The organism is Acinetobacter sp. ANC_7682 (assembly GCF_056779795.1).
Genome location: NZ_JBWYIQ010000010.1, coordinates 38,689 through 52,002 on the forward strand (window position 1 = coordinate 38,689; position 13,314 = coordinate 52,002).

General features: G+C 39.5%; 14 protein-coding genes. 5 read left to right on the forward strand and 9 right to left on the reverse strand.

Going from position 1 to position 13,314, the window contains the following annotated elements; genetic code table 11:
• Position 1: 1 nt before the first annotated feature.
• The 4 genes from AC1M9D_RS05770 to AC1M9D_RS05785 form a co-directional block, all read right to left on the reverse strand.
• Positions 2 to 487: an NUDIX hydrolase gene (locus tag AC1M9D_RS05770; protein WP_481610760.1), complete on the reverse strand. Its 486-nt coding sequence runs from the start codon at positions 485 to 487 to the stop codon at positions 2 to 4.
• A gap of 270 nt (positions 488 to 757) precedes the next feature.
• Positions 758 to 1,462: an arsenical resistance protein ArsH gene (gene arsH, locus AC1M9D_RS05775; RefSeq protein ID WP_481611697.1), complete on the reverse strand. Its 705-nt coding sequence runs from the start codon at positions 1,460 to 1,462 to the stop codon at positions 758 to 760.
• A gap of 5 nt (positions 1,463 to 1,467) precedes the next feature.
• On the reverse strand, positions 1,468 to 2,508 hold the full coding sequence (gene arsB / locus AC1M9D_RS05780) for an ACR3 family arsenite efflux transporter (RefSeq protein ID WP_481611698.1): 1,041 nt from the start codon (positions 2,506 to 2,508) through the stop codon (positions 1,468 to 1,470).
• Positions 2,509 to 2,512: 4 nt separating this feature from the next.
• Positions 2,513 to 2,827 (reverse strand): ArsR/SmtB family transcription factor, encoded by a 315-nt coding sequence (locus AC1M9D_RS05785; RefSeq protein ID WP_311917705.1) that lies wholly within the window; start codon positions 2,825 to 2,827, stop codon positions 2,513 to 2,515.
• Between the two features lie 82 nt (positions 2,828 to 2,909).
• On the opposite strand from AC1M9D_RS05785, the gene arsC reads away from it, so the two are divergent.
• Positions 2,910 to 3,338 carry an arsenate reductase (glutaredoxin) gene (arsC, locus tag AC1M9D_RS05790; RefSeq protein ID WP_481608669.1) on the forward strand — a complete coding sequence of 143 codons (429 nt, stop codon included), beginning with the start codon at positions 2,910 to 2,912 and terminating at the stop codon, positions 3,336 to 3,338.
• Between the two features lie 43 nt (positions 3,339 to 3,381).
• Here arsC and AC1M9D_RS05795 read toward each other — a convergent pair whose 3' ends face one another.
• From AC1M9D_RS05795 to AC1M9D_RS05805, 3 genes are all read right to left on the reverse strand, one after another.
• A complete protein-coding gene (locus tag AC1M9D_RS05795) occupies positions 3,382 to 3,912 on the reverse strand; it encodes a gamma carbonic anhydrase family protein (RefSeq protein WP_481610756.1) in 531 nt (176 codons plus the stop codon).
• Between the two features lie 85 nt (positions 3,913 to 3,997).
• On the reverse strand, positions 3,998 to 5,146 hold the full coding sequence (gene dacC, locus AC1M9D_RS05800; RefSeq protein ID WP_481610755.1) for a D-alanyl-D-alanine carboxypeptidase PBP5/6: 1,149 nt from the start codon (positions 5,144 to 5,146) through the stop codon (positions 3,998 to 4,000).
• Positions 5,147 to 5,265: 119 nt separating this feature from the next.
• On the reverse strand, positions 5,266 to 5,664 hold the full coding sequence (locus AC1M9D_RS05805) for an MCR_0457 family protein (protein ID WP_035270480.1): 399 nt from the start codon (positions 5,662 to 5,664) through the stop codon (positions 5,266 to 5,268).
• A gap of 291 nt (positions 5,665 to 5,955) precedes the next feature.
• On the opposite strand from AC1M9D_RS05805, the gene surE reads away from it, so the two are divergent.
• The 3 genes from surE (at position 5,956) to AC1M9D_RS05820 (ending at position 8,730) form a co-directional block, all read left to right on the forward strand.
• The gene (gene surE / locus AC1M9D_RS05810) at positions 5,956 to 6,726 is read left to right on the forward strand and encodes a 5'/3'-nucleotidase SurE (protein ID WP_481610754.1); all 771 of its coding nucleotides are present in this window, start codon (positions 5,956 to 5,958) and stop codon (positions 6,724 to 6,726) included.
• A 128-nt stretch (positions 6,727 to 6,854) separates the two neighbouring features.
• Entirely contained in the window at positions 6,855 to 7,694 is an 840-nt protein-coding gene (locus tag AC1M9D_RS05815) for a peptidoglycan DD-metalloendopeptidase family protein (RefSeq protein WP_481610753.1), read from the forward strand.
• A 103-nt stretch (positions 7,695 to 7,797) separates the two neighbouring features.
• Positions 7,798 to 8,730 (forward strand): LysR family transcriptional regulator, encoded by a 933-nt coding sequence (locus tag AC1M9D_RS05820; RefSeq protein ID WP_179998372.1) that lies wholly within the window; start codon positions 7,798 to 7,800, stop codon positions 8,728 to 8,730.
• Positions 8,731 to 8,783: 53 nt separating this feature from the next.
• Here the strand turns inward: AC1M9D_RS05820 and AC1M9D_RS05825 are convergent, their stop codons facing one another.
• The gene (locus AC1M9D_RS05825; RefSeq protein WP_481611699.1) at positions 8,784 to 9,995 is read right to left on the reverse strand and encodes an acetylornithine/succinylornithine family transaminase; all 1,212 of its coding nucleotides are present in this window, start codon (positions 9,993 to 9,995) and stop codon (positions 8,784 to 8,786) included.
• A 161-nt stretch (positions 9,996 to 10,156) separates the two neighbouring features.
• Between AC1M9D_RS05825 and grxD the strand changes: the two genes are divergently transcribed.
• Entirely contained in the window at positions 10,157 to 10,498 is a 342-nt protein-coding gene (gene grxD, locus AC1M9D_RS05830) for a Grx4 family monothiol glutaredoxin (protein ID WP_481611700.1), read from the forward strand.
• A 57-nt stretch (positions 10,499 to 10,555) separates the two neighbouring features.
• Here grxD and AC1M9D_RS05835 read toward each other — a convergent pair whose 3' ends face one another.
• Positions 10,556 to 13,174, reverse strand: coding sequence for a Lon protease family protein (locus AC1M9D_RS05835; protein ID WP_481586647.1), 2,619 nt, complete (start codon positions 13,172 to 13,174; stop codon positions 10,556 to 10,558).
• Positions 13,175 to 13,314: the final 140 nt, after the last annotated feature.

Sequence of the window (13,314 nt, forward strand, 5' to 3'; positions counted from 1 at the left end):
ATTAGGCATCCAAATTTGAAATTAAGGGAGAATTTTGGTGCTCATAAACGAGCGATAAAGGAAATTTTTGTCCTGATTGGGCATCTTGAATGGCTTTGATGACCAATGGGCTACGCGCGCGAGCCGTTTCTAATAGCTCATCTAGGCTCATCCAAACAGCACCTACGATACCTGTATCTAATGTTGCATTGGCAAAATACTGTGTTGATTTTGCTAAAAAACAGAAGCGGTAATAGGTACGATCTGGAAACATAGGTGGGGTATAGGTGTATATACCCAATAAATCTGTGACTTCAACTTGGTGACCTGTTTCTTCCAGGGTTTCACGAACCGCGGCTTGAATAAGGGTTTCACCAGCTTCAACATGACCTGCAGGTTGATTAAAAACGGTGTGCATGACACCTTCTGTTTGTTCTTCTACAAACAGATATTTACCATCTTTTTCAACCACTGTTGCAACAGTGACGTGAGCAGTCCAAGCGGTCATAAAAAAGCACCAGATGAAGGGAAGGCATATTGTATAAAATTTTGAGGTGTGTGGCTATGATGGGAGGGGATTTCTTTGAAAGCGTTCTATCTTAAGTTTAACTAAGAAGTTCTTTGGATCAATAATTTAATAAAGGGCGTGGAACATGAAGAATCAACAAAAAAGCCCAATTTAAGTAAATTGGGCTTTTGAATGTAATTTAAGATTATGATTTATATGAAATAAAAAAGATAATTTCGCATAAGGTGTATTATGTTAATTTTAGGAAATCTAAATACTCTTTTGATTCACACGCTTTGAAAGCTCTTCTGCACTTTCTACACGTTCAGAGTAACGGTCAGTGAGATATAAGGACTGTCCCCTGGTTAAAAGCGTAAATTTATAAAGTTCTTCCATCACATCGACAATCCTCATGTAATAAGAAGAAGGCTTCATACGACCATCCTCTTCAAACTCTAGAAATGCTTTAGGGACTGAGGACTGATTTGGTATCGTGATCATACGCATCCAACGCCCTAAAATACGTAATTGATTTACAGCATTAAAGGATTGCGAACCTCCACAAACTTGCATTACAGCTAAGGTTTTACCTTGCGTTGCACGGATTGCACCCGCTGCTAATGGAATCCAATCAATTTGAGCTTTCAATATCGAACTCATTGAGCCATGACGCTCAGGAGAGCACCACACCATGCCTTCTGACCATGCTAAGAGTTCATGGAGTTCCTTAACCTTTGGATGTTGCATATCACTATCTTCAGGGAGGGGTAGTCCTTTTGGATGGAAGATTTTCACTTCCGCACCAAAATATTCAAGGATTCGACCAGCTTCCTGAACAGCTAAACGGCTATATGATCTATCACGATTTGAGCCATACAAAAGCAGTATTCTTGGTGGATGTTTAAGGTTCTTTGCCTGAACTTTTTCTAAAGTCGGTTTTTCTAAAAGACTAGGATCAATATTTGGTAGGTTCATTCGACTCATGCCTCTTTAAACACTTTTTTTCTCAGCCATAGCGAAACTGTCACTAAGGCAATCAATACAGGAACTTCAACAAGTGGCCCAATCACGGTTGTGAAAGCCACAGGTGAAGCTAATCCAAAAGTGGCAATCGCTACAGCCAGTGCTAATTCAAAATTGTTGCCTGCCGCAGTAAAGGAAATAGCAGTTGTTTTAGGATAATCGTTACCCATCCACTTACTCATAAAGAAGCTGATGAAGAACATCGCAACAAAGTAAATTGTCAAAGGAATAGCGATTCTAAGCACGTCTAGAGGAAGGCTAATCACTTCACCACCTTTAAGACTGAACATGGCTACAATCGTGAATAAAAGGGCAATAAGGCTGATTGGGCTAATCTTTGGGATAAATTTATCCTGATACCAAGCCAAACCATTCTTTTTAACCAAAATCAGTCGGGTTAAAAACCCAAGTAAGAACGGAATACCTAGATAAATAAGAACAGCATGGGTAATTGTCCAAAAGCTCACATTAATGATTTGTGCTTCTACCCCAAAGAATGGTGGTAAGAAGGTTAAGAATAACCAGGCATAAGTACTAAAGAATAAGATCTGGAAGATACTGTTAAACGCGACTAAGGCAGCGACATATTGATTATCCCCACATGCCAGATCGTTCCAGACGAGGACCATCGCAATACATCGGGCTAAGCCTATGAGAATTAGGCCAGTCATGTATTCAGGATAGGCATGTAAAAAAATGATTGCCAAACCAAACATTAAGCAAGGTGCTATTAGCCAGTTTTGAACGAGAGATAATGTAAGGGTTCGCTTGTCCTCAAAGACTTTAGGCAAAGTCGCATAGTCTACTTTGGCAAGTGGTGGATACATCATCAAAATAAGCCCTATTGCGATAGGGATATTCACTGAATTAATGCTTAATTGATCGAGTACCACAGATGCTTGAGGAAAAAATACACCAATACCTACTCCTAATGCCATGGCAATGAAAATCCATAGCGTTAGATTTCGATCTAAGAATGAGAGCTTTGATCCGGACATTGAATTACTCGCATTGCATAGAGATAGATAAGTTGCTTGCAGGTTTATTCAGTACTTCATCATTTAAGACATTGAGCACTGCATTTACCCATTCTGGTAAATCAGGATTTAATCGGTAATACACCCATTGTCCCTTGCGTTCATCTAGCAAAATTGAGAGGTTACGGAGTAAAGCCAAGTGACGAGAAATTTTGGGTTGGCTCAGTTGTAAGATCTCTGTGATTTCACAAACACATACATTCTGTCTTTCTAAAATAATTTTTAAAATATCCAAACGTGTCGGGTCAGATAGGCATTTAAAGAAATCTGCTTGATCCATCATCTACACTCCAATATATGCTATTGCGAATATACGCATATCCATATATAAATGCAATATTATTAAGTTCTGAGTTAATCCAATGTCATCGAAAGTTAAGATCTATCACAACCCAGCTTGCGGAACATCAAGAAATACACTAGCTCTCATTCGAAATACAGGAGAAGAACCTGAAATTATTGAATACCTTCTTACCCCTCCGAGTAAGATTGAACTCATTAATTTAATTGAAAAAGCAGGGATTTCTGTACGTGAATCCATTCGTAAAAATGTAGAACCCTTTGAAACTCTCAAATTAGATGAACAACATTGGACAAATGAACAACTTATTAATTTTATGGTTGAGTATCCAATTTTAATTAACCGTCCATTTGTAGTGACTGAATTAGGTGTAAAACTATGTAGACCATCTGAACTCGTTTTAGATATTTTGTCTGCGCCTCAATTAGGAGCTTTTATCAAAGAGGATGGTCAAATCATCATAGATAAAGATGGTAAGCGGATTAAATAAATCCGCCTCATTTAACATTAAATCTCTTATGCGAAATCGAATTTTATTTGTAATTCCCCGAAACTTTAACATAATTTTGTGCTGAATACGGCAAGAACGCCATTTCCTTTTCAGTCAGTGGACGTACTTTTTTTACAGGACTACCCACATATAAATAACCACTTTCCAAAACTTTATTGGGTGGAACAAGCGAACCCGCGCCAATCATCACATCATCTTCAACAACAACATCATCCAAAATAATCGTTCCAATACCGACTAAAACACGATTACCAATAGTACAACCATGTAATTTCACATGATGACCCACGGTGACGTCCTCACCAATAATGAGCGGTGAGCCTTCAGGTTTATCCGCTTTCTTATGACTAACATGCAACATGGAATGATCTTGGATATTGGAATTTTTACCAATCCGAATAAAATTAACATCACCGCGGATCACAGCATAAGGCCAGACTGAAACATTCTCAGCCAAGGCAACATCACCAATCACTAACGCAGTTGGATCAATATAATTCGTTGTATCAAATTGTGGGTAAGTCTCTAAGTATTTGCGGATATTTTCAGTCATAAAAAATTGCCTGTTTTTATTCATTATAAACAAAAAAGCACCCAAAAGAATTTGAGTGCCTTTATATCTTTAGTCAAGCTGCGACTTAAAACAAATTACTAAAGAACTGTTTGATATGATCGATCATACGTGAGAAGAAACCAGCTTCTTCAACCGCTTGTAAAGCAACAAGCGGCTTCTCCGCAATAACTTTGCCGTCAAGTATCGCTGTTAATTTACCTACAACTTGCCCTTGTTGAAGAGGGGCATTTAAGTTCGGTTGAACCGCGATTTGAGTTTGAATGGCATTTGCTTGACCTTTTGGCATAGTCACGTTGAAGTTTTCAGCAAGACCTACACTCACTTGATTGGATTGACCAAACCAAACTTTAGAGGTGGTTAACTCTTTGTGAGCGGGTTGAACACTGACAGTTTCAAAGTTTGCATAACCCCAAGATAACAAATCACGTGTTTGCGTTGCACGTGCTTGCATTGATGGAGCGCCAAAAATCACTGAAATTAAACGCATCGGCCCACGTTTAGCTGAAGTCGTTAAACAATAACCAGCTTCAGAAGTATGACCTGTTTTAAGACCATCTACACTCGGATCTGTATATAGCAACGCGTTACGGTTGCCTTGCTTGATCCCGTTAAAAGTAAACTCTTTTTCAGAGTAGATAGGGTAATACTTTGAACTGTCATGAATGATGTGCTTCGCAAGAGTAGCCATATCTTTTGCAGTAGAATAATGACCTTCAGCAGGCATACCAGTTGAGTTCATAAAGTTCGTGTTGGTCATGCCAATACGCTTTGCTTCTTGGTTCATGCTGTGTACAAATGTACCTTCATTCCCAGAAATATGCTCAGCCATCGCCTTAGATGCGTCATTACCAGATTGAATGATAATCCCGCGTAGCATTTCCAATACGGTTGCTGTGCCATTGAGAGGTACATACATACAAGATTCTGTACTACTACCACGACACCAAGCAGACTCGTTCATACGAACTTTTTCATCTTCCGTGAGTTCACCATTCAACAACTTTTGTTCAATAATGAAACTGGTCATCATTTTGGTCATTGAAGCAGGCGCAAGTTTTTCATTTTCATTTTTACTTGCGAGAATTTGACCTGTTTCATAATCCATCAAAACGTAAGACTTGTTATTGAGCTCTGGTGGTGAAGATAAAACAGTTGCTGCATAAGTAAATGAAGGTAATAGTAATAATGCAGCAATGGCGCTTTTTCGGGTCATTCTATGTAGTTCCAATCTTGTATGAACGCAAAAATCAGCTTTGCATTCTAGGACAAAGCAAAGCCGACTTCTAGCAGTGGAGTCGGCTTATTTCAATCGAATTGTAACTATTTCGTGCTCTATTTAACTGAAGACTGATATTTTTTTATATCCTCGCACACTTGTTGATTTGCTTTATCTCCAGCGTTTTTCGCATCTTGTCTGGCTTGAGCTAATGCTTGCTGATAATCCTGTTGTTTAATTAGATTGTTCAACGTGGTTTGAGGTGAATTTTCATTAGGTAAATAGTCTTTTAATAGCTTTTGATAGCCTGCTTTAAACGCTGCATCTTCTTCCACTAAACTTGGGCATGATTCTGAAAAGACATAGATTGCAGCGAGTTCATCTTTAGTCACTTTTTGTTGAGTAACTTCGATATTTTCTTTTAAGTCTTGGGCATTGGCGAAAGTGAAACTTGAAAACAACATTGAACTGCTAATAAATGCGGTTGAAATCAATTGTAAAAAACGTTTTTGCATAAATGACTCAAAAATTAGTAAGTTAGTTATAAGAATAGAATAATCTTTTTTCGCGTTTAAAAAATACAGAAAGTGTATTAATGCTGTTGGAACTCAGAAACTAATGACGAAAAGTTCAGGTTTGAACAGGGGGGATGACTACTTGTGTAGTTCTCAAGATTAAAGGATAAGCAGATTATCAAGATTAAAGGCGTTTAAAACCTCAACATCCATGCGTGTGCTCATTGTTGTGTGGGGGGATTTTGATTAGGCTATCGAACAGATGGGATTACATGAATTGAGTGAATTGTTTTGAATATTTTGATTGCCAACGATGACGGTGTGTTCGCACCAGGAATACAAGCATTGGCACAAGCATTAAAACCTTTGGGTCGAGTCGTAGTGGTTGCTCCTGAAAGTGAGCGGAGTGGTTTTTCAAGTGCATTAACGCTTGATCGTCCATTGCGACCCGTGCAAATTTCAGAGGATGTATGGGCAATTAATGGCACGCCAGCGGACTGTGTTTATCTGTCCATGAATGGTCTATTTGATTTTGAATTTGATCTAGTTGTAAGCGGGATCAACAGTGGAGCGAATTTAGGTGATGATGTGTTGTATTCAGGTACAGTTGGGGCCGCGTTTGAAGGCCGACTCATGAAACAACCTGCAATCGCAGTTTCATTGGCTGGTCCAAATGTTCGTTCGTATCAAGATGCTCAAGATTATGCACAAGCTGCAAATTGGGTATATGAGTTTATTAAAAATGGTTTGCCTGAGTTACCACCGCGTCATATTTTCAATATTAATATTCCGGATACGGCTGAAATAAAAGGGACATTAGTGACTTATCAAGGAAGAAGAAAACAAACGAAACCGATTACCACACAAGTTGACCCGAGAGGCCGTCAAGTTGTTTGGATTGGTTTGGCTGGAGAGGCCGTAACAGATCCCGAAAAAAGCCAACTGGGTTATCAGTCAGACTTTTATGCCATTGCAAATGGATATGTCAGTGTGACACCGATCCAAATGGATGCTACCAATTATCAGGTGTTGGCTTCACTTGAATCTCAGCTAGGGCTTTAATTGAACGACCACAGGTAGGATGTGTTATAACTTTGTGAAAAATATATTTGAAACGGTGAATTTAGCATTAATTTTGCTACTCTTAAGCCGAATTCAGTCTTTTTAATCTTTTGTCAGAGAGGGAAATCATGCTTTTGGCCAGACCCAAAACAGTTTTGAAGTTGTCTAAACCATCTATTCACTCAGCATTGATCGCGGTTGCTGTCGCTTCTTTTCTTGGTTTGTCGGGCTGTGCATCGAAACCCCAAATCCACAATTCTGCTCGTTATGCGGTTGCTCCTGACTTCTATACAGTTCGTTCTGGCGATACTTTAAGTAAAATTGCGGCACGTTATGGATTGAGCTATTTGAGCATTGCGGAGATGAATGATATTGCACCGCCTTATCGCATCTATGTAAATCAATCTTTAAGATTAAAACCCTCTGGCAATCGACAAGTGACACGTTCGACCACGCGTCCTTTGACAGCGACTGAAACTCAGATTCAACGTCAAACCATTCAGTTACCAATAAAACCAACTGTGGTTACGCCACCACCACAAACTACACCAGTACCAGCGGTAACTGCTGCAGTACCGACGACTTCGACTAAAGCAACTTCATTACGCTGGGTAAAACCATCGAATGGTCCAGTCATTGAAAACTTCAATGTGGCAAGTAATGTCAAGGGATTACGTTTTGGTGGCAATGTTGGTGATCCAATTTTTGCAGCAGCTGATGGTCAAGTGGTTTACGCAGCTGATGGTTTAAAAGAATATGGTAATTTGGTGCTCATTAAACATATTGATGGTTATATCACTGCGTATGCGCACAATAACCGGATGTTAGTGAAGAGTGGGCAAAACGTAAGTGCAGGGCAACAAATTGCAGAAATGGGCTCGAGTGGTGCAACCCGTACGATGCTTGAGTTTCAAGTTCGTTTAGATGGTAAGCCAATCAATCCAGCAAATATTTTGCCAATCAACTGAAGATATTTAGTGCAATTTAACAATTTCTTCGTATAATACAATGAGTTGCTTTTGTTAATTTTTGTTAATTAGAGAAGCATCTCATAATTTCAGAGGGAAATTTATGTTAGATCAACTTCGCTCGATGGGCGTATTTGCATGTGTTGTTGAAAAAAGCTCTTTCAGTGGTGCTGCTCGAGATTTAGGCATTACGACGAGTGCAGTTAGTCAGCAAATTCGTTCACTAGAACAAGAAATGGAAGTAACACTTCTGCACCGTTCCACAAGAAAACTAAGTTTAACGGAAGCAGGGCAGGCCTTTTTTCATAGCTGTCAAGAAATGCTCGCTGCAGCAGAGCGCGGTAAAATTCGAATTAATGAGTTACGAGACGATTTAGTTGGTGATTTACGTATTGCAACAACGCCAGAACTCGGTGCAACCCATGTAGTTCCTGCGTTGTCGCATTGGATTTCGGCACATCGTGGTTTAACCGTTCACTTTGAAGTTGAAAATCAGTTTGTCGATTTGATTCAAGAAAGAATCGATATTGCAGTGAGAATGTGTTCTCGCGTAGATGAGTCTAATCACTTATCTTGTCTGCCGCTTGCACGTGTGGATCAAGTCTTGGTGGCTTCACCAAGTTATTTGAATCAAAATGCAGTTATTTCAAGACCTGAAGATTTAGCACAGCATGATTTGATTCCAGTAAATATTGTAAAAAATCAGCAAATGATGACATTTGAACACAGTACATCGCGTGAATTGGTGAATGTGTCCATGGAAAATCGTTTACAGACAAACAATGTTTATGTCGCTAAATCACTGTGCCAAAATGGTCACGGCATTGCGCGATTATTATATCTAGATGTGCAAAAAGAATTAATGAATGGCACATTGGTTGAAGTTTTACCTGAATGGAAGTTACCTGCATACACTTTGAATGCAATGACATTAAAACGTGAACAACAACCAATGAAAATTCATCGCTGCCTAGATGCTTTAAAACAATATTTCAGCCAGTTGCCTGGTGGTCGAGTATTTCAAGAAGCATCTTAAGTGTTCTTCTTAATAAAAAAGCCGCAATATGCGGCTTTTTTATTGATCTTGGCTTAAGCCAAGAAGTTTTTAATCGCTGGAACTAAGCGTTTTAATAAATCATCAGCTTGTTCTTGATTCATATTCAACGCTGGCAACAAACGAACGACATTACCTGCGGTGACATTAATAATTAGATTGTGTTCTATGCGTGCAATATCCACCAACTCTGCGCATGGTTTGGGTAATTCAATACCAATCATCATACCAAAGCCGCGAACAATAACGTTTTGATCTGCAAGTTGTGTACGGAATTGATCAACTAAGTATTGGCCAATTGTTGCTGCGTTTTCAACAATATTTTCTTTTTGCATCAAATCGATAATCGTGTAGACAATGCGCGAACCTAATGCAGTACCACTATAAGTTGATCCGTGGTTACCTGGAGTAAGAATACCTACACCTTTACCTTGAGTCATCACTGCACCAATTGGGAAACCATTACCCAAGCCTTTAGCTGTCGTCATGACATCAGGAATAATATTGGTATGTTGATACGCAAAATATTTTCCTGTACGACCGTTACCTGTTTGAACTTCATCTAGCATCATCAACCAATTATGTTGATTACAGATTTGACGAATTTCTTCAAGATAACTAAAACCTTGAGGTGCTGTATTTACACCACCTTCACCTTGGATCGGTTCAACGAGAATCGCGACGATATCTGGATGGTTGATTGCTGCTTCTTCAATTGCTTCAATGTCGCCAAAAGGTACACGGATAAAACCTTCAACGAGCGGGCCAAATCCTTCTTGTACTTTTTTATTGCCTGTCGCAGAAAGTGTTGCCATTGTACGACCATGGAAAGAATGATCAGCGACAATGACTTTCGGTAAAGCAATACCTTGCATATGACCGTATTTACGCGCAATTTTAATTGCACCTTCATTTGATTCAGCACCACTATTCGAGAAGAAAATTTCTTCCATACCAGACACTTCAGCTAACTTTTGCGCAGCTGCAGTCTGCCAAGGTACTTCATAAATATTACTGGTGTGAATAAGCGTCGCTGCTTGTTCTGCAATTGCTTCTGCCAAAACTGGATGTGCATGACCTAGACCACATACTGCAATGCCAGTCAGCGCATCTAAATATTCTGTACCTTCAGCTGTATAAAGATACGAACCTCGGCCACGCACAAAGCTGATCGGTTGACGGCTGAATACAGGCATCAAATGAGATGGTTGATCAGTTTGAACTGGAGCGAGGGTGATATTGTTCATGTCTAACTCGTATTTGTTAGGTGGAAAATAAAAGTTTATCTAAGCAAAATCTGCTTAAGATTAAAAGCCTAATTGCAAATTAAACTGGAAAAATTTAGCAATCCATACTCTTTACGGCGGTTTTAGGTATAATGCAGGCAGAATAGTTGAGGATTTAATCAATGACTGAACAAGTGCGTGATACAGAAGCGTTAATTCGTGATCAAATTGCAAAACATGCAGTTCTTCTTTATATGAAAGGCACACCACAGTTCCCACAATGTGGTTTCTCTGCACGTGCAGTTGAAGCATTGAGCCAAATTGGTCGCCCATTTGCTTATGTAAATATTCTTGAAAATCAAGACATTCGTGCGACTTTGCCACAAATTGCAAACTGGCCAACATTCCCACAATTATGGATCAATGGTGAGTTGATCGGTGGTAGTGATATTATGCTAGAAATGTTCCAAACAGGCGAATTAAAAATGCTCGTGGAGCAATATAGCCCAGCGCCTGAAGCTTAATTTAAGCGCAATAAAAAAAAGCACCGATGGGTGCTTTTTTATTTTGAAAACTTCAAATTAGTTTGAAGTCTCATCAGCGAGTTGAGAGGGTTGTTCTTCAGCATTGATCGCTTTATCTTTTTTAGCTTTGTCTTTTTTCTTCTTTTTTTTCTTTTTCTTTGGCTCTTCTTCAATTTCAGCGCCATCTTCAATGGCTTGCCAATATTCTAGCTGCTCCATGACAGCAGCGTAAATTGATCCTTTGGTATAGCGACCTTTTTTATTTAATTCTCCGACAGGACGCGCCATGAGAATCTCAAGTGCTTGATCAATTGTGTTGATGGCATGAATATGGAATTGACCGGCCTCGACAGCATCAATCACATCTTGACGTAACATTAGATGCTGCATGTTTTGACGTGGAATAATGACACCTTGTTTGCCTGTTAAACCTTGAAGTTTACATGCATCAAAGAAACCTTCGATTTTGGCATTGACGCCACCAATCGGTTGTACTTGACCCAGTTGATTCATTGAACCCGTAATCGCCCATGACTGATCAATCGGCAGTTGGCTGATCGCAGAAATTAAAGCGGAGAGTTCTGCAACGGTTGCACTATCACCATCGACTTGACCATAACTTTGTTCAAAAGCCAAAGCGGCAGAGAAGTGCAAGGTTTGTTCACGTCCGAAATGTGCCTTTAAGAAAGACGACATTAATAGTACACCTTTAGCATGAAGTGAACCACCTAACTCCACGCTACGTTCGATATCTAAAATATCGCCGCCACCCTGATACACTGAAGCAGTCAAGCGTGATGGTAGGCCAAATTCGACATCGGCGTAGTGAATCACGGACAAAGCATTTATCTGACCGAGTCGATGACCACGCGTTTCGATAAGCTGTGTACCACGAGATAAATCTTGCCAGTACAACTCTCGTAAATAACCTAGACGATATTGGCGGTGTTTGAGCGCAGTGCCGATATGTTCTGCTGTCACCATAGTTGCATTAGATTTGGATGCATGGTGATGAGATTCATGAATCAGATCACCTAAAGTTAAGGCATGTAGTGACAACGAACTCTGATCCTCTGCTTGACGACTTGAGTCGGTCAGTAAAGCAGCCAAGGCAGAACGATCAAATGGAAGTAGTTTAGAGGATTGAACATAGTCTGCAATCAAATGCATATAAGCTTGTTCATTTTCGTCATTACGTTGTAATGTGTCGGTAAAATCAGCTCTGATTTTAAAGATACTTCCTAACTCAGGCTCCACCTCCAGAATCTCATAATAGATTTCTGGTTCAGCCATTAAAATGACTTTCAATTGTAATGGAATCGATGCGGGCTCAATTGAAATGCTGCCCGTCAGCGTTAGCATGTGCTCTAGAGATGAGAGTTTAATTTGACCAGACTTAATCGCTCGTTTGAGTCCTTGCCATGCATAAGGTTGTTCTAAAAGCTGCTCAGCCTCAAGCATTAAAAAACCACCATTGGCACGATGCAGTGCACCAGGTCGTATTAAAGTGAAATCAGTGCTGATAGTGCCATTTTGCGTTAATTGTTCAACATGGCCAAGTAAGTTGTAATGTGTGGGGAAATCTTCAAAGATGACTGGTGCCCCAGAATTTGGCTTGTTGCTAATGACTAAATTTGCTTGATAACGCGCAGGGACACGGTTAAATAATGCAGGTGAAAAATCAATTTCTTCCTGTTCTAGTACGGTCTCCACATTGTCGATAATATCTTGAGCATATAGTTTTAAATATTGTTCAAGATGTTTGATATCTGGAAATTTATTTAAAATATGTTCCATGCGGGGAATAATGACTTGTTTGGCAATGTCACGATTCAACTCAGACACCATATCTCGAGCTTCATCTTCGAGATCACCAATCTGTAAACCTAAACGCTCAAGCTTTTTATCCATATAACGAATATTGGACGCAATTTCAGAACGTTCTTTGCTACTCAGTGCATTGATGTCATCTTGAGACATCTCTTGAATTTTATTGTCTTTAAGATGAACAGGAATAAAGCAGTGTTCTTCATTACGACTGATCAACTTTAAATCAAGCTCTTCACCTTCTTTGGTAAGCTCAATCAAAGCTTGTTGTTGTTCATGACCTGTCGTTAAACGAATTTTTTCAATCCGATTGTGATACGTTTCAGCACTAAAACGACGTTCGAGCTGTTTGAAAATGGTTTGCCATGTTTGATGTAGCGTACTTTGAAACTTTGCGCCTTGTCCTGCAGGAAAGTTAAGCGCAATTGGGTTGCGTGCATTTTTGAAGTTGTATACATAAACCCAATCATCCGGTGTAGGCATATCTTTGGCATGTTGTTGGAGTAAGCGCTTGATCATGGTGCGTTTACCCAACCCTGCAGTACCCACAGCAAAGATGTTATAGCCTGAGTATGGAAGGGCAATGCCTGCTTCTACAGATGCTTTAGCACGATCTTGTCCTAAAAAATTATTAAGAGGCTTGATACGTTTTGTAGACGCAGGAATATTGTCATAATTTGGAATATGCGTCAGTTGTTCTGGTTTGAGTGCTGTTGCATTCAAGGTGTTTTGCGTGGCTTCAAGTTCAAATACGGATAGGAGCTTGTTTTGTGAGTTTTGTTCTAAGTTTGTGGATGTCGTGGTTAAAGCTACTGCGGTGGAACTAATTTGATCGTGTCTCTGGGTCACAGGTGAAATCCAAAACTATAATTTACATTTGATAGTTTAAGGTATACAGGTTTAGCCAAAAATATCAAGTTGAGATAGATCAAATTGATGAAATACTCGGTGAAGTTTGCGTAAATTATATTGAAACCAAGCGCATTACA